This window comes from Cyclobacterium sp. 10D3-21, from assembly GCF_055809755.1.
Genome location: NZ_CM147924.1, coordinates 6,321,091 through 6,343,301 on the forward strand (window position 1 = coordinate 6,321,091; position 22,211 = coordinate 6,343,301).

Annotated in this window: 15 protein-coding genes; 9 read left to right on the forward strand and 6 right to left on the reverse strand. The window is 40.2% G+C overall.

Features of this window, described 5'->3' with window-relative positions:
• Positions 1–211: 211 nt before the first annotated feature.
• The 4 genes from AC0L7T_RS24635 to AC0L7T_RS24650 all read left to right on the forward strand — a co-directional run bounded on the left by AC0L7T_RS24635 (position 212) and on the right by AC0L7T_RS24650 (position 5,491).
• Positions 212–2,806, forward strand: a complete 2,595-nt coding sequence (locus tag AC0L7T_RS24635) for a calcium-translocating P-type ATPase, PMCA-type (RefSeq protein ID WP_473339125.1) — start codon at positions 212–214, stop codon at positions 2,804–2,806.
• Positions 2,807–2,965: 159 nt separating this feature from the next.
• Positions 2,966–3,436, forward strand: coding sequence for a nuclear transport factor 2 family protein (locus AC0L7T_RS24640; RefSeq protein ID WP_473339127.1), 471 nt, complete (start codon positions 2,966–2,968; stop codon positions 3,434–3,436).
• Positions 3,437–3,517: 81 nt separating this feature from the next.
• Positions 3,518–4,000, forward strand: a complete 483-nt coding sequence (locus tag AC0L7T_RS24645) for a GNAT family N-acetyltransferase (RefSeq protein WP_473339129.1) — start codon at positions 3,518–3,520, stop codon at positions 3,998–4,000.
• Positions 4,001–4,036: 36 nt separating this feature from the next.
• Positions 4,037–5,491, forward strand: coding sequence for a sulfatase family protein (locus AC0L7T_RS24650; protein ID WP_473339130.1), 1,455 nt, complete (start codon positions 4,037–4,039; stop codon positions 5,489–5,491).
• Positions 5,492–5,529: 38 nt separating this feature from the next.
• On the opposite strand, the gene AC0L7T_RS24655 is transcribed toward AC0L7T_RS24650, so the two are convergent.
• Together AC0L7T_RS24655 and clpB are read right to left on the reverse strand one after the other, a co-directional pair.
• Positions 5,530–7,023 (reverse strand): ThuA domain-containing protein, encoded by a 1,494-nt coding sequence (locus AC0L7T_RS24655; RefSeq protein WP_473339132.1) that lies wholly within the window; start codon positions 7,021–7,023, stop codon positions 5,530–5,532.
• Between the two features lie 279 nt (positions 7,024–7,302).
• Complete coding sequence (gene clpB / locus AC0L7T_RS24660; RefSeq protein WP_473339134.1) at positions 7,303–9,918, reverse strand: ATP-dependent chaperone ClpB; 2,616 nt, start codon at positions 9,916–9,918, stop codon at positions 7,303–7,305.
• 239 nt (positions 9,919–10,157) lie between these two features.
• Between clpB and AC0L7T_RS24665 the strand changes: the two genes are divergently transcribed.
• The 3 genes from AC0L7T_RS24665 (at position 10,158) to AC0L7T_RS24675 (ending at position 13,555) form a co-directional block, all read left to right on the forward strand.
• Positions 10,158–11,594 (forward strand): sulfatase, encoded by a 1,437-nt coding sequence (locus AC0L7T_RS24665; protein ID WP_473339135.1) that lies wholly within the window; start codon positions 10,158–10,160, stop codon positions 11,592–11,594.
• A 93-nt stretch (positions 11,595–11,687) separates the two neighbouring features.
• Complete coding sequence (gene rlmN / locus AC0L7T_RS24670; RefSeq protein WP_473339137.1) at positions 11,688–12,737, forward strand: dual-specificity RNA methyltransferase RlmN; 1,050 nt, start codon at positions 11,688–11,690, stop codon at positions 12,735–12,737.
• Positions 12,738–12,937: 200 nt separating this feature from the next.
• On the forward strand, positions 12,938–13,555 hold the full coding sequence (locus tag AC0L7T_RS24675; RefSeq protein WP_473339139.1) for a TetR/AcrR family transcriptional regulator: 618 nt from the start codon (positions 12,938–12,940) through the stop codon (positions 13,553–13,555).
• Positions 13,556–13,642: 87 nt separating this feature from the next.
• Here the strand turns inward: AC0L7T_RS24675 and AC0L7T_RS24680 are convergent, their stop codons facing one another.
• The 4 genes from AC0L7T_RS24680 to AC0L7T_RS24695 are packed head-to-tail and all read right to left on the reverse strand — an operon-like array spanning position 13,643 to position 17,646.
• Positions 13,643–14,566 carry a rhomboid family intramembrane serine protease gene (locus AC0L7T_RS24680; RefSeq protein WP_473339142.1) on the reverse strand — a complete coding sequence of 308 codons (924 nt, stop codon included), beginning with the start codon at positions 14,564–14,566 and terminating at the stop codon, positions 13,643–13,645.
• 9 nt (positions 14,567–14,575) lie between these two features.
• Positions 14,576–15,367, reverse strand: coding sequence for a rhomboid family intramembrane serine protease (locus AC0L7T_RS24685; protein ID WP_473339144.1), 792 nt, complete (start codon positions 15,365–15,367; stop codon positions 14,576–14,578).
• A 16-nt stretch (positions 15,368–15,383) separates the two neighbouring features.
• Positions 15,384–17,237: a DNA mismatch repair endonuclease MutL gene (gene mutL, locus AC0L7T_RS24690; protein ID WP_473339146.1), complete on the reverse strand. Its 1,854-nt coding sequence runs from the start codon at positions 17,235–17,237 to the stop codon at positions 15,384–15,386.
• Positions 17,230–17,646, reverse strand: a complete 417-nt coding sequence (locus AC0L7T_RS24695; RefSeq protein WP_473339148.1) for a hypothetical protein — start codon at positions 17,644–17,646, stop codon at positions 17,230–17,232. The genes mutL and AC0L7T_RS24695 overlap by 8 nt, the downstream gene beginning before the upstream one ends.
• 253 nt (positions 17,647–17,899) lie before the next feature.
• Here AC0L7T_RS24695 and AC0L7T_RS24700 point away from each other — a divergent pair, with 253 nt between their 5' ends.
• Together AC0L7T_RS24700 and bshA are read left to right on the forward strand one after the other, a co-directional pair.
• Entirely contained in the window at positions 17,900–20,869 is a 2,970-nt protein-coding gene (locus AC0L7T_RS24700) for a glycoside hydrolase family 3 N-terminal domain-containing protein (RefSeq protein WP_473339150.1), read from the forward strand.
• Positions 20,870–20,932: 63 nt separating this feature from the next.
• The gene (bshA, locus tag AC0L7T_RS24705; RefSeq protein ID WP_473339152.1) at positions 20,933–22,069 is read left to right on the forward strand and encodes an N-acetyl-alpha-D-glucosaminyl L-malate synthase BshA; all 1,137 of its coding nucleotides are present in this window, start codon (positions 20,933–20,935) and stop codon (positions 22,067–22,069) included.
• Positions 22,070–22,211: the final 142 nt, after the last annotated feature.

The following is a 22,211-nucleotide window of genomic DNA, read 5'->3' on the forward strand; positions in this document are numbered from 1 at the left end:
TGCAATGGTCGGTTTTTTAAATTAAATTGATCCTTCAAAACGTAAAACCTACAAATACGATGTACCATGGGAAACGTTAAACTTAAAATTTTGAGCACTTAGGTAAACCTGATTCAGCGGGAATTTTAATTCACCCGGAACCACTAGCAATCAGATGAAAGCCGTTGCCAATAAGCCCTTCCAATAACTGTATCGTAATCTAATTCCTTAAATGAATAAATTAAAGATGAATTATCACGGTCAATCCGCCTCAGAAATCTATCAACAGCTTAACACAAGCAAACAGGGTTTGAATAGTGCAGAAACGGTAAAAAGGCAAAAAGAATACGGAAAAAACGAACTCGTCCAAAAAAAGAAAAAATCCGTTTTTAGCTTATTCCTTCGTCAGTTTAAAGATGTAATGATTTTTATTTTGCTGGTAGCAGCTGTAATATCTTTCATTGTGGGCGATAGTAAAGATACCGTTGTCATTTTAATCATTGTTTTACTGAATGCGATTATCGGTTTTGTTCAAGAATACCGGGCTGAAAAAGCAATGGAGGCTTTAAAAAAAATGTCCTCCCTGCATGCTACATTACGCCGAGATGGGAAAATTGTCAAAGTTTCCGCTACTGAATTGGTTCCAGGTGACATTGTGATTCTTGAGGCCGGAATGCTTGTTCCTGCTGATCTTCGGTTAATAACAACACACGCCTTAAAAATTGAAGAGGCCTCACTTACTGGAGAGTCCCATGCCGTTACAAAATCTGCCGATAAAATAGCTGCTGAAGATTTACCGCTTGGCGACCACCTGAATATGGCTTACAAAAGCACGGTAATTACCAAAGGACGAGGGGAAGGAATTGTTGTAGGCACAGGCATGAATACAGAAATTGGTCGCATAGCGGAGCTTTTACAAGAAGACAAAATAAAAACACCCTTACAAAAACGATTGGCCGATTTTGCCAAGAAATTGTCTTTTGCTGTTATAGGCATTTGCATCGCGCTATTTGTTACTGGGTGGTTGCGTGGTGAAGAACCTATACAAATGTTGCTGACAGCCATTTCAGTAGCTGTTGCTGCCATTCCCGAAGCACTACCTGCTGTTATTACTATTGCCTTAGCACTGGGAGCAAAACGCATGGTAGGCAAAAATGCGCTTATTAGAAAGTTGCCCGCTGCGGAAACATTGGGTGCCGTAAGTTATATTTGTACGGATAAAACTGGCACAATCACCCAAAATAAAATGACGGTGAAAGATTGTTGGATTTCACCGGAAGCCAAATCCATCAATGAGTATACACCCGAACAGTTAATGCTACTGACGATGGAGCTTAATCATGATGTTACAACAGATGAAAACAACGAGCTTAAAGGTGACCCAACCGAAACAGCCTTGGTTGACTATGCCCGAAATAGCAAAGATTATAACAAACAATGGCGAGCTGATTTTAAACGTGCATACGAATTCCCCTTCGATTCAGAACGAAAAAAAATGACCACCGTTTATCCACTGAATGAAAGCTGGTTGGTGGTTACGAAAGGTGCAGTAGAAAACCTTCTAGGTATATGCACCCCTACAAATACTGGAGAAATAAACGCTACAACAGAAAATTTCGCCCAACAAGGCAAACGCGTGTTGGCCTATGCCATAAAAAAAATAGACCAACTTCCTGAACAAATCACAGCAAAGAATTTTGAAAACGAGTTGCAATTTATCGGACTTGCTGCTATGATTGACCCTCCTCGAGTCGAATCTATAAAAGCCATTGCCGATTGCCATGCAGCAGGGATTTCGGTGGTTATGCTTACAGGAGATCATCCGATAACGGCAAAAGCCATTGCTACAGAAACCGGGATTTTACAGGACCCAACAGACCAGGTAATCACAGGTATAGAACTTGCAAAGTTTACTGATGAGGAGTTTGAAGACAAACTTGAATCCATCAAAGTATTTGCACGTGTATCTCCGGAACAAAAACTGAAGATTGTAAAAGGCCTTCAAAATAAGGGCCATTTTGTAGCAGCAACCGGAGATGGTGTGAACGATGCCCCTGCATTAAAACGTGCGGATATCGGCATTGCCATGGGCATTACGGGTACAGATGTTTCGAAGGAAGCGGCCGATATGATTTTATTAGACGATAATTTTTCAACCATTATTCTGGCCGTTCGTGAGGGACGAAGAATATTTGACAATATTCGAAAATTTGTAAAGTATATTCTGACAGGCAATAGTGGGGAGATTTGGACCATCTTTTTAGCCCCTTTATTGGGATTGCCCATTCCCCTTATTCCCATTCAAATTTTGTGGGTAAATTTAGTCTCTGACGGTTTGCCTGCACTGGCATTTGCTTCTGAACCCGCGGAAGAAAACATTCTAAAAAGACCTCCAAGAAAATCAAATGAGAGTATTTTTTCAGGAGGTATTGGAATCCATATCCTATGGGTGGGATTACTTATTGGCGCAGTGTGTTTAAGTACTCAAGCCTGGGCCATTCACGTAGACAACCCAAAATGGGCGACAATGGTCTTTACAGTACTTAGCATTTCACAAATGGGGCATGCTTTAGCCATTAGAAGTAATATTAAATCTCTATTTTCATTAGGCATTTTCAGCAACAAACAGTTGATCTATGCTGTGCTTATAACCGTTATTTTGCAGCTGGCTGTGATCTATTTACCATTTTTACAAGATGTCTTCAGAACCCAAGCCCTCACCTTCTCAGAATTAGCCATTTGCCTCGGTTTGTCAAGCATAGTATTTTGGGCCGTAGAATTCGAGAAATGGACGAAAAGGGTTAAAAAGAAAAGGACCCATTCATAAAAACACACATGGAAAATTCTTCCCAGGAAGGATACATATAGGTCCCTGTTAAAGAAAAATGAGCTTAGGTAAAAGGATACAAAAACAAATTGATAAATTAGATTTAAAGAAAGACAACCTCTCGGCTAATTAACGCCGGCAACCAGCAAATTAAATTGAATGGACAATAACGATTTACTTAGAAAATTCTACACCTCCTTTTCCAAAGGGGATAGCAAAGGAATGGTGGAGTGCTACCACAAAAATATCGTCTTCAGGGATCCTGCCTTTGGAACACTCAAGGGAGATCGTGCATTCAAAATGTGGGAAATGTTACTTTCAAGTAAAAAGGCGGATACGAAAATAAGTTTTGACATCAGGCGGGTTTCTGATGAAAGAGGAAAAGTAAATTGGGTGGCGGAATATGTTTATGGAGATAAAAAAAGGAAAGTAATCAACAAAGTTAGTGGTGAGTTTAAATTTAAGGACGATAAAATAATCGAGCATATAGATTCCTTTAATTTGTGGAAGTGGACCAAACAAGCGATGGGACCTGTAGGTTATCTGTTTGGGTGGACACCATTTATGAGAAGTAAAATTCAAAAAACCACGAATAAAAAATTGGACAAATTTATTGCAAAGCAAACTTGATTGCCAGATGAAATCCCTCTGACCTCAATTACCTAATATGCCTTGACTCAGTCATTGAAAAAAACTGCCGGAATTCGTACCATGATAAACTTAAGACCCGCAACGATTAAAGACCTCGAATTGCTCAAATATTGGGACAAGCAACAGCATGTCATTGACTGTGACCCTGACGAGGACTGGGATTGGGAAAAAGAATTGTTACGAAATCCGGTCTGGCGCGAACAATTGGTGGCAGAATTGAATGAGGACCCAATAGGCTTTGTACAGATAATTGATCCTTACAAGGAAGAAACCCATTATTGGGGTGATATAGCCCCCAACAAAAGAGCTATAGACATTTGGATTGGGGAAGAAATCAACCTGAACAAGGGCTATGGCACGGCCATGATGAAACTGGCGATAGAAAAATGTTTCAGCCATACAGAGGTAGATGGCATTTTAATCGATCCCTTAAAATCGAATACCAAAGCCCATAAGTTTTACGAAAAAATTGGGTTTGAGTTTGTCGAAGAGAGAGTGTTTAATGACACTGCTTGTTACGTCTACGAATTGAAGCCAAGATAAGCCTTGCTTCCTTTAATCCATGATAAAATTTATCCAATGAAAACTGCACTTTTTTTCTTCTCCCTACTCCTACTTTCAAGCTGTAAACAAGAAAGGCCAACCGAGGCCAAGGAAACACCCCCCAATATCATTCTCATTATGGTGGATGACTTGGGCAAGGAATGGGTCAGTCCTTATGGAGCAGAGGATATATCGACACCAAATATAGATGCCCTGGCCAAAAGTGGGGTCACTTTCAACAATGTATATTCAATGCCACAATGTACGCCCACAAGAGTCACCCTATTAACAGGACAATACCCATTCAGGCATGGTTGGGTAAATCATTGGGATGTCCCACGCTGGGGAGGAGGGGCACATTTCGATGAAACAATGAATCCCTCCATAGGAATATCCATGAAAGAGGCTGGATACACCACTTGTATCGCTGGCAAATGGCAAATCGATGATTTTCGAGTTGAACCAGATGCATTGGTAAAAAATGGTTTTGATGAATTTTGCATGTGGACCGGTTATGAATCAGGAATAGAGGCAAGTGCTAACCGGTATCAAGACCCTTATATCTATACAAAAGAAGGCAGTAAAACCTACCAAGGGGCCTTTGGCCCCGATGTATTTAAAGATTTTATTATTGACTTTATTGACAATAATAAAAAGAAGCCTATGTTCATTTACTTTCCTATGGTACTGACGCATACACCCTTCGTGAATACTCCAACGGACTCAGCTACCGACAATATGGGAAAGCATATAGCCATGGTGAAATATACCGATCGCATTACCGGTGAGATAATTCAGGCCCTGGAGGATGCAGGCATCAGGGACAATACCATAATTCTATGGACCACTGACAATGGGACAACTGGAGCGATCACAGGGAGAAGAAATGGGGTGAAGGTACAAGGTGGAAAGGCAAAAACAATTGAACCAGGAATCAGCGCGCCTTTTATTGCCAGTTGGCCAGGAAAGATCAAAGGGAATAGAATTTCTGATGCATTAATTGACTTTACTGATTTCTTCCCAACTTTTCTTGATTTAGCAGGCCAAACAGTTCAAAGAGAGCAAACCATTAATGGAAAGACCTATGAGATCGATGGTTACTCATTTAAGGATGTTTTACTTAAAAACGTGGATGAATCCAACCGAGAATGGATACTTGGTATGGGTGGTGGAAACAATGCTGCTCTCACCCAAAACGGGGTTGAAAATCAATACCTATTCAGAGATAGGGTATTGCGAAACAAGAGGTACAAGCTATATATTAATTCGAAAAGGGAACCCGAAAAATTCTTCGATTTGCTTCAGGATACTGAGGAAAGCAATAACCTGATAGACAGCCTTAATTCTGTAGACCGTAAAAGTAATTTCAAGCAGCTTTATGAAGTTATAGGTACTTTTCCTTTAAAGGACAATGACCCCAAATATCAGCCAAACCCCGATCAAGCATGGGACGTAGAAGTTACTGAAGAAAGTCAGCTTTGGAAAAAATAGGCAAAACATTTCATACCAACCCTTGCTTTAAACCCTCACTAATCTTCTTCTTTGCCCACCCAATTGATCGCATTGCTCAGGATTTGCTGAAATTCAGGAGCGCTAAAAGACCTGGCATCATGACCTAAAAGGGTTTGGAAAACCCTGCCTTCTCCATAGTTGTAGCCCCAAGCCAATGGCTCCTCCTTTCCTGTGACCGTGGACCGGGCACTAAACAAAGGTTCAATGGCTTGATCCCCTTTTTGATTAAAATACAATTCATCATACGTGGAGAAATTCTTTACTCCTGAAGTAATTGGATGCTTGCTATTTGAAATGTGAATCGAAAATGCACCAAATTTATCATGTCCACTATCGGCATTGTGATCCCAAACCCTACGCACTATTTCCCTGTATTCGGGCCAATCAGATTCGCCCGCATTCGGAAGAGAGAAATGAAATGCTCCATTGGCAAAATGAATTACCATTAACCCTCCACCTTGTTTTAAATAATTCACAAATGAATTCTTTGATGCATCTGACAATTGATTGGGGTCTTCCCAATTCGCATAGTTTAAAATTAAAGCGTCATAATCATCAAGGTCGTATTGGGAAAGATTTTCAATATTTGTAGATATATCCACATAGAAATCACTATTGCTTTCAATGGCGGACTTAATGAGCGGAGAAGTTTCCTGCCAGGGGTGTGCCGGGTGATGATTCCCTGTTAATAGCAATGCTTTCCGTGACTTTTGATAAAGGTGCTGGGTTACTTCTTCATCTTCATAATACTTTGCTTCTACCCCTCCTTCGGGAACGTAGGCACCTGCAGCCCAGACAATTCCATTGAGAATCATTCTTCTGTAGTTGGTATTTTTCCAGTTGGAAAAGAAATGCCCCATGGTGGTGCTAAAGCCCCTACCGCCATCTTGCCTTTCAACTGCCCAGGCTACTGTGTTACCATCCCCCTCTCGTCCTCCCAATGCTGGCACCTCAGCTATCCCCTTTAACCGACTGTCATTGTCTTGAAAACGGATATTGTAATAATATTCGTCTTTTAGTTTGAAAGGTTCAAGACCAGACAAAATAGGATGATCGGGATTGGGGAATCCTAGCTCACTTTCCATGGTTTTAATAGCTGAATACCAATTTCTTTCCCCTTGATCATCTTGCCAATCAAAATAACCACCTCCCCAATCCAAAACTTTTTCACCCATTTCGTCTGATGCAAAAGTTGAAAAATGAATCAAAGAGAGGCCACACCCCCTATCCATCTGCTTCTTCATTACTATCATCCGATCTTTCGTCATGAAGGGCACTTCAGAAAACAAGGGACCATCACGGCCATCTGAAATAAAAAGTATAAGGTCTGCATCGTCCAGGGTTAAGGGATCCTCTGGCCAGCCATTAAAGTGGACTTCAGTAGCTATTCCTTTCACATTGGAATTGTCGAGCATTGTTTTCATTAGCCTCACAGATTTAATGTATTCGTGGGCCTTAGGTCCATGGCTTTTTGGACCAGCTATCAATACTATCTTTTTTGCTTTAGACATTGACACTAATTCCGAGGCCCCAACAAGTTGCGGAGCAGAGAAAAAACAAATAAAAAACAGCAATTGAAAAGAGACTAGTTTATGCATTGAATGGGCTGATTGTTCTAAACTTGTATGGGAATATATTATAGGCTTAATATATAAATATTTAACCCGGTTTCAAAAGCATAAAAAGTCATCAACAAGGCAAGCTGTTTTAATTTCTCCGTTTATTAATAAAAAAACAGCCAACCTGAAAACAGGTTGGCTGTCCAACTAATAAACCCAATTAACCAAACTCTAATTTATCTTTACACTATCTATATTTTTGAAGTAGATTTTATTATCAGCATCTATGTCCACCAATACGGCTCCATCATTAACAACATATCCACCCAAGATTTGTTTAGATAATTCGTTAAGTACCAGTTTTTGCATGGTTCTTTTCAATGGTCTGGCACCGTATTGTGGATCAAATCCTACTTCCCCCAAATAGTCCAACACTTCCTGTGTTGCATCAATTTCTATTCCGGATTCAGCTAGACGCTGTTGAATCTCTTTCCATTGGATGTCTACAATCTTGCGAAGAATCTTTTTGTTGAGGGGTTCAAACATGATGGTCTCATCAATCCTGTTCAAAAACTCAGGACGCATTGATTTTTTCAACATATTGAAAACTTCCTCTTTTGTAGTTTCCAAAACTTGCTCTTTATTCTCATCGGTAATGGTTTCAAATCGCTCTTGAATCAAATGAGACCCTATATTAGTGGTCATTATGATAATGGTATTTTTGAAGTTGGCAATCCTACCTTTATTGTCTGTAAGCCTTCCATCATCTAAAACCTGCAAGAGAATATTGAACACATCAGGGTGCGCTTTTTCAATTTCGTCCAGCAAAACCACTGAATACGGCCTTCTTCTTACCGCCTCAGTGAGTTGTCCCCCTTCATCGTACCCAACGTAACCAGGAGGTGCTCCTACTAACCTGCTCACAGAATGCCTTTCCTGATATTCAGACATATCAATTCTGACCATTGCATTCTCATCACTGAACAAATATTCGGCCAAAGCTTTGGCAAGCTCTGTTTTTCCCACTCCAGTAGTCCCAAGAAAGATAAACGAACCTATAGGTCGTTTTGGATCTTGGAGTCCAGCCCTACTTCTCCTCACGGCATCTGAAAGTGCTGTAATGGCTTCTTTCTGGCCCGCAACACGTTTCCCAAGTTCTTCCTCCAAATGAAGCAATTTTTCTCGCTCACTTTGGATCATTTTAGACAATGGAATTCCGGTCCACTTACTTACTACGGCAGCAATGTCTTCAGCATCTACCTCCTCTTTTAGCAGTGGAGATCCTTCCTGCATTTCCTTCAATTGCTGCTTAAATGACTCCAGTTTTTTCTCACTTTCTACAATCTTCCCGTACCGAATTTCCGCTACCTTGCCAAAATCACCACTCCTTTCGGCCTGTTCAGCTTCAATTTTAAATTTGTCAATGTTTTCCTTTTCTCTCTGAATACCTTGGATAACCGCTTTTTCACTTTCCCACTTGGCCTTGATTTCTTGCCTTTTTTCTGTAATATCAGCCAGCTCCTTACTGAGAACTGTTTCTTTGTCCCTGTTTTTTTCCCGGCGAATTGCCTCTCGCTCAATTTCCAACTGCATGATGCGTCTGTTCAATTCATCCAACTCCTGCGGCAAAGAATCAATTTCCATTCTCAATTTAGCACCTGCTTCATCCATCAAATCAATGGCCTTGTCAGGCAAGTAACGGTCTGTAATATAGCGCTGAGAAAGTTCCACAGCAGCAATTACAGCATCATCCTTAATTCTTACCCCATGGTGCAATTCATACTTGTCCTTTATTCCTCTCAATATGGAAATGGCATCCGGTGCATCCGGTTCATCCACAATTACTTGTTGAAACCTACGCTCAAGTGCTTTGTCTTTTTCAATGTACTTTTGGTACTCTTTTAAAGTGGTTGCACCTATCGCATGTAATTCACCCCTCGCTAATGCCGGTTTCAGTAAGTTGGCAGCATCCATGGCTCCTTCTCCACCACCTCCGGCACCTATAAGGGTATGTATTTCATCGATAAAAAGAATTATTTCTCCATCTGAATCGGTAACTTCCTTGATAACAGATTTAAGCCGCTCTTCAAACTCTCCTTTGTATTTGGCTCCGGCTACCAAAAGCCCCATATCCAGGGAAATAATAATTTTACTTTTTAGGTTTTCTGGCACATCACCACTTACTATTCGTTGGGCCAGCCCCTCCACTATCGCAGTTTTACCTACTCCAGGCTCACCCAAGAGAATCGGGTTATTTTTCGTCCTTCTCGCTAAAATCTGTAAGACCCTTCTGATCTCTTCATCCCTGCCAATAACAGGATCTATTTTTCCTTTTTTGGCCAAATCATTCAGGTTTTTTGAATATTTCTCCAAAGACCTGTATTTAGATTCTGCGTTCTGATCGGTCACTTTATTTCCTTTTCTTAGTTCTTTTATTACTTCAATTAATCTCTTTTCATTTAAGCCCTGATCTTTCAATAGCTGCGCTACTTTCTCAGAACCTGCCAAAACACCCAATAACAGATGCTCCACCGCTACAAATTCATCCCCAAAAGTTTTGAGGTATTTCTTAGCCTGTAATATTACCTCATTTGTTGCATTGGATAAATAAGGCTGCTGTCCACTTACTTTGGGATACTTACTTATGATTTCATCCAGTTTTTGAAGAATTAAATCTGAATTGACGCCTAATTTCTTGAATAAAAATTCCGTGACATTTGCATCTTCCTGAATAATACCTTTCAGAAGATGTGCTGGCTCTATAAGTTGTTGCTGTTCAGAGGTACAAAGCTCCACTGCCTTCTGAATCACTTCTTGTGATTTTATAGTAAATTGCTTGAAATCCATATTGATCAGGTTTATTACTTATTTGTTGTTATTTCAGATACCTTAATCAAATATGTAACCAAAAGGATTTCAAGTCAATTCCCTGCAATTATGTCCGATTATGGACACGAAATCACTAAAATACGGCCGTTTTGACAGGGAATTCTTACATTTTTAGGCAGAGTTCTACCCTCCTTTAAAAACACTGCTTAAAATTTCATTGTATTATTTACCTTTACATCATGAAATCAGTTCAGTCCATGAAAAAAATATTGCCCCTTCTGTATTTAGGTTTGTTAATGAGTTCCTGCCAAGAAAAAGAGGCGAGGAAGCCAAATTTTGTTTTTATCCTTGTGGATGATTTAGGATGGGCAGATGTAAAGGCCAACTATCCCGAATCTTTTTATGAAACGCCTCACCTGGATCAAATGGCTGCTGAGGGCATGCGCTTCACCCAAGCCTATGCCGCCCATCCAGTGTGTAGCCCAACACGTGCAGCATTAATGACCGGCAAGCACCCCAACAGATTAGGCATTACAGATTGGATCCCCGGTTACGATAAGTTTGAAGCAAAACGCCCTATTTCCACGCCTGCTATTAACGATGAACTTGCCCTGGAAGAAACTACCCTTGCTGAAAAATTTAAAGAAAATGGCTATCAGACCTTTTTTATTGGCAAATGGCATTTAGGTGAAGAAGAACAATATTGGCCACAGCATCAGGGATTTGATAAGAACATCGGAGGATGGCGTGTTGGCGCACCTCAACTAAAAAAGGACATAAGCAATGGCTATTATTCTCCCTATGGCAATCCTATGTTGCCCGACGGCCCAGAAGGTGAATACCTGACGGATAGATTAACGGATGAAAGTTTGCACTTGATCCGGGAAAATACCGACAAGCCTTTCTTACTTTATCTTTCATTTTACAGCGTACACACCCCAATACAGCCCGCACCAAAACGCCATGATTACTTTATCAATAAAAAAGAAAGCATTGCCTTGCCAGAAGGGCAAGCAACTTACAGACAAGAAGGGGATGGACAAACCAAATTGGTTCAAGACAATCCCGCCTATGCCTCTATGGTGGCTGCCATGGACGAAAATGTAGGCAAAATACTAAAAGAATTAAAAGACAAAGGACTTGATGACAATACATGGGTCATTTTGACCAGTGACAATGGGGGGCTTTCTACATTGTATGGAGAAGGAGCCCCCACTGCCAATGGGCCATTAAGGGCGGGTAAGGGCTGGTGTTATGAAGGAGGAATAAGGGTTCCTTTGATCGTAAAAGGACCTGGGATAAAAACCCATGGCAAAGTCACTGATTTGCCCGTCATCAGCATGGATTTCTTTCCCACCCTATTGAGTATCGCTGGCGCAAGTTTTGAAGAAAATGACGGGAAAGACCTTTCTTCTTTCCTTAGAGGAGGAGAAGCTCCAGAAAGGGATGTGCTTTTCTGGCATTACCCGCAATACCACGGAAGTGCCTGGAAACCGGGATCTGCCATCAGAGAAGGGGATTGGAAATTAATTCATGACTATGAAAGCGGTGAAAACAAGCTTTTCAACCTTGAAAATGACCCCGGAGAAAAAGAGAATCTTGCCAATAGCTTGCCAGAAAAAGCTATTGCTTTACAGGATAGGTTAATGAAGGAATTGGAAGAAACAGGGGCTAAATTCCCAACGATTAAGTAATATTAAAATTTAAGCCTTTAAAATAACTGTTAGAAATTTGAACCTTTAGCCCGTCAGCTACTGTTAATGACGGGTTCGAAACAAATCAAAATCATGCAGGTAGAAAAAAAACAAGACATCAGAAAACTAGCACTTCCAGAACTGGAGGCTTATTTTCTTTCTGTAGGTGAAAAAAAGTTTCGGGCAAAGCAAGTCTATGAATGGTTATGGAACAAGTCCTTAAAAAACTTTGATGACATGAGCAATATCTCTAAATCAACAAGAGAGATATTGAAGGCAAATTTTACCATTAACCACATTCTTGTAGACCAATTTCAAAGAAGCAGTGACGGCACCATTAAAAATGCAGTCAAGCTTTTCGATGACAATATCGTAGAATCAGTCCTTATCCCTACCTCCAAACGAATCACTGCTTGTGTGTCTTCCCAGGTAGGCTGTAGTTTAGATTGTAACTTCTGTGCTACTGCCAGATTAAAAAGAATGAGGAACCTTCACCCAGACGAAATATATGATCAGGTGGTAGCCATTCAGGAAGAAGCAAGCTTGTATTTCGATAGGCCATTGACCAATATTGTCTTTATGGGAATGGGTGAGCCATTGCTCAACTATCAAAACGTCCTTGCTGCCATTGACAAAATATGTTCCCCAGAGGGCTTAGGCATCTCCCCAAAACGCATCACTTTATCCACGGTCGGCATAGCCAAGATGATACGCAAACTAGCTGATGATGAGGTAAAATTCAATTTGGCCCTTTCTTTGCATTCCGCAATTGACGAAACGCGAACAAGGCTAATGCCAATCAATCAGGCCAATACCGTTGAGGATCTTGCTTTGGCGCTGAAATATTGGTACAGTAAAACCAAGCGAAAAGTCACTTATGAATATGTCATTTGGGACGGAATAAATGATGACGAAAAACATGCCCGTGCCTTGGCTAAATTTTGCAAGCATGTACCCTCGAAAGTCAATATTATCCAGTACAATCCCATTGATGAGGGAGAGTTTAGACAAGCTTCACCAGACAAGATTGAACTCTACCTTACTATTTTAGAGGCCGCTGGGGTAGTCGCCAATGTGCGAAAATCTCGAGGCCAGGACATTGATGCGGCTTGTGGTCAATTGGCCAATAAAAATGAGTTGTAATTACTATGTGCGCTTTTGGTTTGACCGCATTAATTAATTGTTTTTTACTCGGATTGTGCAATAGAACTAGTGATAACTTGTCCTGAATTTTTGCAGGAAGTGTTGTAATCACAAGAAAATCAGACTATTTTGGATTTCTAAGTGATTTCATGGTAATAGATAGTCTATTGCATATTTCGAGTTTAAGCTAATATATTGTAATGGAACCAAACGTGATTATTGACAAAATCCTTCCTTTCTTAAATGAAGGAGTCTACCAAAATCTCAATATAGAATCACTTTTAGCTTCTTCAAAAGTACCTAAACATGAATTTTATTCTAGTTTTTCGGGTATGGATGATCTAATAGCAAAAATATTCTATCGGTTTTGTGAAGAATCGGATATAATGTGTGCAGGAATTGACCAGGATGCTATTTCCCTAGAGAATTTATTTCAGATTTTGGTTGAATCTTCCGAATTACAAATAAAATACCGCTTTTTCTTCTTTAATCTCAGGTCCATAAACAATGATCATGAACTCATAAAAGATAGGTATCTTGAGTCTTTGGCCTTAAGAAAAGCCCAAATAATTCATCTTTTCAACTTATTGAAGGATGAAGGTATTTTTGTCAAGGAAAAGCTTCCCGGAAATTATGAAAACTTAGCCAACCAAATGACATTGCTTACTGATTTTTGGTTAAGCCACAACCAAGTTGTCTTTGGACCTGATGATGTACGTTTGCCTTATTACAGCAAACTTATCTTCTCCTTGATAGTCCCTTATTTAACTGAAAATGGGTTAGAGGACTACAAAAGAATCCTCGGATATAAAAAATAGATTGAATTGTCATAACCATCCAATCTGGGATAGATAAAAGACTTTCCATTGCCTAATGGAGTAGAGAAAAACCGTTGTAAAATCTATTTAAACGTCCTTATTGCTGAAGTCAAATAATTTCCGCTTTTCTTCCTTGGTAAGGTTATCATAGCCCTTATCTGCAATTTTATCTAATATGCGGTCGATTTCCTCTTGGGTACTTCTACTTGTTGAATCGGTAGCGGTATCATTTTTCGTCGTTTTTTTACTGGTAGATTCACGATCGCGTCGGTAAGTAACCTTAACATTAGGCTTTTGAGAAAATAATTTTTCAAAAAACAGGCCAACCGCCTGAACAGGTTTTCCCAAATCTATCCCTTTGTTCAATTGAAGGATATAAATAAAGCCCATGGCTGCTCCTCCTAAATGTGCCAGTTCTCCCCCTGCGTTGGAACCTGCCGCATTTGCAAAGGCTACTAGCACATAGAAAATAGCGATGTATTTGATTTTAACCGGACCGATCAGAAGCAGTTGAAACTGGGTATCTGGACGAAGGGTAGCTGCTGCCACCACTATGGCATATACTCCTGCACTCGCACCGAGCATTAAAGCGCCATCTACCTTATCACTAAAATAGGGAGCTATATTATACAGAATCATATAAAGTAATCCTCCGGCGATTCCACCAAGGATATACAAATTGACCAGTTTCCTACTTCCAAGATACTCTTGAACCAATAAGCCGAACCAATATAGAAACAGCAGATTAAATATTATATGTAAAAAGCCCTCATGCAGAAACATATAACTTAGGATTGACCACGGTTGCATTAAAAACTGAGAAACAGAAGCCGGCATCATGAAAATGGAGATGATGGAACTGTATGTTGCTTCTGATCCGCCAATGGTCAAAAATACCCTAAGCACCATCAATACCAGAAAGGCTAGTAAGTTAATCGCGATAATCTTGTAGAGACCATTGTCTTTATGGTCAAATGCATGTCTGATATGGTACCAAAACCCTCCGTACATATTTTCTTTTTAATAAAAATTTTGTCTATCCTTTTTCCAATAAGTCACTAAAATTGCTCCTACCAATAATCCAGATAGGTGGGCAAAATGGGCTACATTGTCTGTGGGATTAGATACAAATATATTATAAACTGTGTATAGTCCATAGAACAACACAAGGTATTTTGCCCTTATAGGCATTGGTGGGAAAAGCAAAAACAATTGAGTATTGGGAAACAGCATCCCAAATGCGATCAGAACACCGAACAAGGCACCGGAAGCACCTACCATTGGGATATTGGCTTGGATATCCCTAACACCTAACATATTCCTCTTTGCCCTTTCCTGAAGCTCAGGATTATCGCCATCCCGGCTGTATTCATCTATAAAATCATAAATGCCTGTATTAAAAAGATGGCTATTATTTGAAACAAAGCGGTTGAATTCTTCGGGGTCTGGATTTGCCGTAAACGCTTCTATCTTATCATTCAGCTTCCCCATATTATAGGCCACGTATCCAGAATACAACACACCTGAACCAACACCACAAACCATCCATAAAATGAGTATTTTTTTCGGCCCAAGGAATTGTTCAAGTAAGGGACCAAATATAAATAGCCCAAACATATTGCTTAACAAATGCCAAAAATCTGCATGCATAAACATGTAGGTAACAAATTGGAAAGGCATAAAATACCTGCTTTCTATATAATACAAGGCAAAAAGCCCTTTCAATTGCGGAAGAAAATAGGTAGCTATTACATGCATGCCCACCGTGATCAGTAATAGGTTTTTCACAATGGGAGTAAGGGATCTAAACATAAGTTCTTATTTTGGTTCAGGAATAAAAAAAGCGATCGATTTTATTTAAATCCAATTTGATAAAGGTTTTGTTCCCTTCAGGACTATAATTTGGATTTTGACAGGCAAACAATTGGCCTGCAAGGTTTTCCATCTCCTGACTTTGAAGTTTGTCACCCCTTTTAATGGAGGTCTTTTTAGCCAAAGACCGGGCGAGGTTCTCTTTCTTATTTAAGGAAAGTTCATTTTTGAAATGTTTGAACTGCTCCAACAATTCTTCAAACAATACTTTTTCACTGGTAATATGAATATCAGCAGGTACACCATTGATTAAAATGGCATGTTGCCCAAACTCGGTCAATTGAAACCCCAGGTCATTGAGTTCTTCCTTAAGGTCCATGACCAAAGAAAAGTCTGCAGGACTTAGTCTTATGTTTTGAGGAAAGAGACACTGCTGGGAAGCGCCCTTAGACTGCTCCAGTTGATTGGCATACCGCTCATACAAAATTCGCTGATGCGTCGCCTGCTGGTCAAAGATAAGCAGGCCTGATGATGTTTGGGTAATAATATAGGCATTGTCCACTTGAAAGGTATTCCCTGCTCCAATGGAAGGCTTGCTAATGTCATTTGCTGGAGACTCTTCCTTGCTGTTTACTTTACTGGGAAAAGTTTTAAGTTCATGCTGACCCGAATTTTCTTTTTCAGGGTCAAAATTTATGGCCCGATCTTCATGGTTATTTTGAAACATCTGTTCCCACCCCTTGACATCTTTATGGGCAAGACCCGGTCCTCTGTAGGTCCTGTAATTGTTTTCCAGCCCTACCTCTTTTCTTTTTTCTGTATCATGGCTCCAGTTGTCCGTGAAGTTCACATCCAAACTAAAATCTATGGTAGGAACCACATGATGCGCTCCCAAAGCTTGTTTTACAGCAGCTCTCACCACTCCATAAACGGTTCTTTCATCATCAAACTTTATTTCCGTTTTTGTAGGATGCACATTTATATCTATATGTTTGGGGTCGATTTCCAGAAAAAGCACATAGAATGGATGCTGATCATGCCCAATCAAAGACTCAAAAGCTGTACTCACTGCATGGCCCAGGTAATTGCTCTTTATATACCGGTTATTTACAAAGAAATACTGGTCTCCTCTTGATTTTTTCGCTTGTTCAGGCTTTCCAATATACCCATGAATATTAATGTGCGGAGATTCTTCTTGACAAACGATAAGCTTGTCTCGATATTGCTTGCCAAAAATCCCTACAATTCTTTTACTTAATTTCCCTCCAGCTAGTTTAAAAAGCTCCATGTCGTTTTGGTAAAACGAAAATGCGACATGAGGATAAGCCAAAGCCACCCGCTGAAATTCTTCTACCAGGTGTTTGGTTTCTACTGCATTTGATTTAAGGAAATTCCTTCTCGCAGGGACGTTGCAAAATAAGTTCTTTACGGAAACAGAGGTGCCTCTCTGGAATACAATAGGTTCTTGTTTTTTGACCGTTGAACTGTCTATCTGAATAAGGGTACCTAATTCATCTTCATCTCTTTTGGTCTTCAGTTCTACCTGTGATACCGCTGCTATGGAAGCCATCGCTTCTCCCCTAAACCCGTGAGTCCTGATATTGAAAAGATCAGCTGACTTTCTGATTTTGGAGGTCGCATGTCTTTCAAAACACATCCGGGCATCGGTAATAGACATGCCCAAACCATCATCTATTACCTGAATAAGTGATTTACCACCATCTTTAATCACTACCTGAATCGATTCAGCATGTGCATCAATGGCATTTTCTAAAAGTTCTTTCAAGGCTGATGCCGGTCTTTGCACCACTTCACCAGCCGCTATTTGGTTGGCAATGGCATCCGGCAAAAGCTGAATCAAATCATTCATTTTTCTTACGCGGTTTTAGCCTAAAAAAGGCAAATACAAGCCCCCCGGCAGCTGCCAAGTAAAGGAAATAATAGACAACTACAGGCCCAAGATAAATGTAAGAGCCAAAGCCTCCTACAAGTAATACCACTATGATCATTCGGATCAATCCGGTATTCTCCATTATCTTGGTAGGTTGCTTTTTGATTGGGCTTCCGCTGGTGAACGCACCTCGGATACTTGAATGGTTTCCAGAAATTCTTCTCTCCAGGATTGCTTCCTCCTCAGGAGTAAGCACTCCACTCCTCTCCAAATCCCTCTTTATCATTTCCGTCCTGCCTTTTATCTCTTCCTTTACCGGATCGTAATGTCTTGGGTTGATATTGAATCTACTTGGCCGATTTACTCTAAATATGGATGGGAAATTCATTTTGCCTGATTTTTAATTGCTATATCATTATCAAATTCAACAAACATGTCTTATGGTTTTACTTCGATAATACCATAAAGACCACGAAACCAACTGAAACCTTAACTATCAAACTAATGTTTTATATAAAATTACTTCTATTCATCACTTTTACATAGGTAGAAGTAGGGAATTTATGTAAGTTTGAATCAAACGCCGTGTGATTAACACAAAGTTATTCTTAAATTATTACCAATAAAATTTTAACACCCCCATGTGGCAAAAAGTTTACGCAATGTTTTTCTGTTGCCTTCTTTTGATAGGATTGGTGTCGAGTCACGATGGTGCTGAACCAAGAGATCCTTTGATTAGTGAAAATTCGTCAGCACAGCGCCATTGGGTAGACAGTGTTTTTAACAGCCTCTCCTTTGAAGAACGACTGGGTCAACTATTTATGGTGGCGGCCTATTCAAATAAGGGACAAGCGCATGTCAATACAATTTCAAAACTGATCAAGGATGAAAACCTTGGAGGAATAATATTTTTTCAGGGTGGACCTGTAAGGCAGGCGCACCTTACCAACCATTACCAATCCATCTCCAAAACGCCTCTCTTCATAGCCATGGATGCAGAATGGGGTATCGGCATGCGATTGGATAGTGTGCTTAATTTCCCAAAACAAATGACCTTGGGAGCTGCAAAAAACGATGCTTTGGTCTACCAAATGGGAAAAGAGATTGCCCGGCAGTTTAAAGAAATTGGGATGCATATTAATTTTGCTCCTGTAGTGGATGTAAACTCAAACCCAGCCAATCCTGTGATAGGCTACCGTTCCTTTGGCGAGCGAAAACAATTGGTGAGCAATAAATCACTTGCTTACATGCGCGGCATGCAAGACAATGGTATCCTGGCCAATGCCAAACATTTCCCAGGACATGGCGATACCAATTCAGATTCGCATTATACCACCCCAGTCATCAATAACAGCAAAGCCAGAATTGTGGATGTGGATTTGTATCCCTACCGGGAACTGATCAATGAAGGATTGATGAGCATTATGGTTGCCCACCTGCATATCCCGAGTTTAGGGAGTGAACCCAACCTACCCACCACTTTATCACCAAAGGTGGTCACCAAGTTGCTAAAAGAAGAAATGCAATTTAAAGGGCTTATTTTTACCGATGCCCTCAACATGAAAGGAGTCAGCAGCCTTTATAAACCGGGAGAAGTAGAACTCATGGCCTTGCTTGCTGGCAATGATGTTTTGTTGTATGCAGAAGATGTGCCCAAATCCAAAACCCTGATTTTGCAAGCTGTAGAAGAAGGAAGGATAACTCAGGAAGAAATCGACCAAAGGGTCAGAAAAATTCTAAATGCAAAATATTGGGCAGGATTGAACCAAAAACAACAAGTGGACACGCACAAGCTCGTTGAGCGGCTTTCCAATTTTGGCACCAAGGCGCTTATTGAGCAAATGTATGCCTCTTCCCTAACGGTGGTGACAAATGAAAACCAATTGATCCCTGTAAAGCACCTGGATTTGGAAAAAATGGCATCCCTTACACTTGGTAGAAAAGGGGAGACCTTTAAAAACTATCTTAGTAAATACGCCGAATTCGAACATTTCACCCTAAGACCGAATAGCAACCAGAACAATTTCCAAGCAATGGAAAAAAACCTGGAAGACTTCAGTACCATCGTGGTGGGTGTAATGGGAATGACCAATAATTCCCGACGGAATTTTGGGTTAAAAAATGATGAAATAACTTTTATCAAACGATTACAAGAAAATCATAACGTTATAACCGTCGTTTTTGGGAATGCTTATGCCGCCAGTAAGTTTAAGGATCAGGAAAACCTGATTATTGCTTATGAAGAAAATGATTTCACAGAAAGCATTGCCCCGCAAGTAATCTTTGGTGGCAGAGAGGGTACTGGTAAGCTCCCCATTAGTCTTCCAATGGCCTGGGCAGAAGGCCATGGCATCGAGACACAATCCATACAAAGACTCGCTTATTCCACGCCGGAGGCACAAGGAATGGATAGCAGAGAATTAATGAAAATTAATGGACTAATGGAAAAGGCTATCGCGCACAAAGCAACGCCAGGCGGGTCTATCCTCATTGCAAAAAATGGAACTGTAATTTTCGAAAAAACTTATGGCCATTATGACTATACCCATCAACAGCCTGTAACCGATAAAACATTGTATGACCTTGCCTCTCTTACCAAAGTAATGGCTACAACCCAGGCCATTATGTTTTTGAATAGCAGGGGTTTGATTGCGCTTGATGATCAACTTAAAAGTTACCTACCGGAATTGGAAGGCACCAACAAAGGAGACATTACGATTCGCAATATATTGACTCACGAAGCAGGGTTGATCCCATACATACCCCACTTTAGCAATACCCTGGAAGGGAGCAACTGGAAGCCTGAGTATTACAGTCACCAAAAAAAGGAGAACTATTCCCTGGAAATAGCTGATGGAATTTATGGAAATAAAGCACTTCCTGACAGTGTATGGAAGTGGACTGTTGCTTCTAACTTAAGGTACAGTGGCACCAAGAGCGCTAAATACAGTTACAAGTATTCAGATGTTGGCATGTATTTGCTTCATCGGTTAATTGAAAGATTGGTAAACCAACCCATGAATGATTTTTTGGAGCAACAATTTTATGCCCCATTGGGAATGTACCGGTTTGGATACCTGCCATTAAAAAGATTTAGCCCTGATGAGATTGCTCCGACTGAAGAGGATCATATATTTAGAAAAACCCTGGTTCAGGGATATGTTCACGATCCGGGCGCTGCGCTTTACGGAGGCGTAGCAGGCCACGCAGGCCTATTTGGGGATGCGAATGATCTTGCAAAATTAATGCAAATGATGCTGCAAAATGGGAAATACGGCACAGAGGAGATATTAGACAAGGAAACCATAGCACAATTCACAAGTAAGCAATCCTTTAGGAGCAGAAGAGGCTTGGGCTGGGACAAGCCTGACCCGAAAAAAGACAGAGGCCCCACAGGAAACCTTGCCTCTCCGGGGACCTTTGGTCACACTGGATTTACCGGCACTGCTGCATGGGCAGACCCCGAACAACAGTTAATTTATATTTTTCTTTCCAATCGGGTCCACCCAAATGCAGGAAATAACCAACTTTTAAGAGACAATGTTCGTTCTGACATTCAAGACATCATGTATCGAGCAATAAAAAATAGATTTCTTTTAGCTGATAAATGAACAAAAAACTACCAGACTGGTGTTTAAGATTCTGATATCAAAATCTCATCAAATAAATTTAAAATGAAAATCGGGATAGTATGTTACCCCACCTTTGGTGGTAGTGGTGTAGTTGCTACTGAATTAGGCAAGGCCCTTGCTGCTAAAGGTCATCAAATTCATTTTATAACCTATAGTCAACCCACGCGACTGGATTTTTTTAGTGAAAATTTATATTACCATGAAGTAGACATTAAAAGTTATCCGCTTTTTGAACATGCACCTTATGAACTAGCACTTGCTAGCAAGATGGTAAATGTGGTCAAGTATGAAGACCTGGACCTTTTACATGTTCATTACGCCATACCTCATGCCTCTGCTGCCTATATGGCCAAGCAGATATTGAGAAAACAGGGGATAATCATTCCTGTAGTAACAACGCTTCATGGCACCGACATTACCCTGGTAGGTAAAGATCCAAGTTACGAACCTGTGGTAACATTCAGTATCAATGAATCTGATGGTGTAACTGCTGTTTCTGAGGACCTGAAAAAAGCGACGTTAATGCATTTTGATGTAGACAATCATATTGAAGTAATTCCAAATTTTATAGACCTGAATCGGTTTAAAAGACAGAAAAAGGAACACTTTAAAAAAGCAATCTGCCCAAATGATGAAAAGTTGATGGTCCATACCTCCAACTTTAGGAAAGTAAAACGAGTACAAGATGTCATTAGGGTGTTTTATGAGGTTAGAAAAACAATTCCTTCAAAACTACTGCTAGTAGGTGACGGTCCTGAAAGAGATAAAATGGAACGCCTTTGCAGGGAATTAGGAACATGCGAGGATGTTCGGTTTTTGGGGAAACTTGAAGCTGTTGAGGAAGTTTTATCAGTGGCCGATCTATTCCTTATGCCTTCCGAAAAAGAAAGCTTTGGCTTAGCTGCTCTGGAAGCCATGGCCTGCGAGGTTCCACTATTGACGAGTAATGTAGGTGGAATCCCAGAGTTAAATATTGAAGGAGAAACTGGTTTCTTGTGTGAAATAGGAGACATTGAAGGCATGACAGAAAAAGCAAAATTTATACTTGCAGATGAAAACTTAGCAAATTTCAAGAAAAACGCATTGGAGCGTGCAAAATTATTTGATGTCACCGCCATACTTCCTCTTTATGAGGCATTTTATCAAAAAACAATTGAAAAAGTTTACTCATCTTTATAAACATGATGAAAATCAGTATTAATTAAACTGATAAAATGAAACTACTTACCCTAGTAGTTGCGTTTAAAAAAACATAAATTATAAAAATTGCCTTTCTTATTTGTAAATTAGGCATCATAATTGAACCACATGTTGGATAAAA

Excerpts from the sequence above, each read along its gene's own strand:
- rlmN (WP_473339137.1), top strand. The coding sequence starts at position 11,688 with ATGCAGGTAGAAAAAAAACAAGACATCAGAAAACTAGCACTTCCAGAA.
- AC0L7T_RS24650 (WP_473339130.1), top strand. The coding sequence starts at position 4,037 with ATGAAAACTGCACTTTTTTTCTTCTCCCTACTCCTACTTTCAAGCTGT.
- AC0L7T_RS24655 (WP_473339132.1), bottom strand. The coding sequence starts at position 7,023 with ATGTCTAAAGCAAAAAAGATAGTATTGATAGCTGGTCCAAAAAGCCAT.
- mutL (WP_473339146.1), bottom strand. The coding sequence starts at position 17,237 with ATGAATGATTTGATTCAGCTTTTGCCGGATGCCATTGCCAACCAAATA.
- AC0L7T_RS24665 (WP_473339135.1), top strand. The coding sequence starts at position 10,158 with ATGAAAAAAATATTGCCCCTTCTGTATTTAGGTTTGTTAATGAGTTCC.
- clpB (WP_473339134.1), bottom strand. The coding sequence starts at position 9,918 with ATGGATTTCAAGCAATTTACTATAAAATCACAAGAAGTGATTCAGAAG.
- AC0L7T_RS24685 (WP_473339144.1), bottom strand. The coding sequence starts at position 15,367 with ATGTTTAGATCCCTTACTCCCATTGTGAAAAACCTATTACTGATCACG.
- AC0L7T_RS24640 (WP_473339127.1), top strand. The coding sequence starts at position 2,966 with ATGGACAATAACGATTTACTTAGAAAATTCTACACCTCCTTTTCCAAA.
- bshA (WP_473339152.1), top strand. The coding sequence starts at position 20,933 with ATGAAAATCGGGATAGTATGTTACCCCACCTTTGGTGGTAGTGGTGTA.
- AC0L7T_RS24635 (WP_473339125.1), top strand. The coding sequence starts at position 212 with ATGAATAAATTAAAGATGAATTATCACGGTCAATCCGCCTCAGAAATC.
- AC0L7T_RS24680 (WP_473339142.1), bottom strand. The coding sequence starts at position 14,566 with ATGTACGGAGGGTTTTGGTACCATATCAGACATGCATTTGACCATAAA.
- AC0L7T_RS24675 (WP_473339139.1), top strand. The coding sequence starts at position 12,938 with ATGGAACCAAACGTGATTATTGACAAAATCCTTCCTTTCTTAAATGAA.
- AC0L7T_RS24645 (WP_473339129.1), top strand. The coding sequence starts at position 3,518 with ATGATAAACTTAAGACCCGCAACGATTAAAGACCTCGAATTGCTCAAA.
- AC0L7T_RS24695 (WP_473339148.1), bottom strand. The coding sequence starts at position 17,646 with ATGAATTTCCCATCCATATTTAGAGTAAATCGGCCAAGTAGATTCAAT.
- AC0L7T_RS24700 (WP_473339150.1), top strand. The coding sequence starts at position 17,900 with ATGTGGCAAAAAGTTTACGCAATGTTTTTCTGTTGCCTTCTTTTGATA.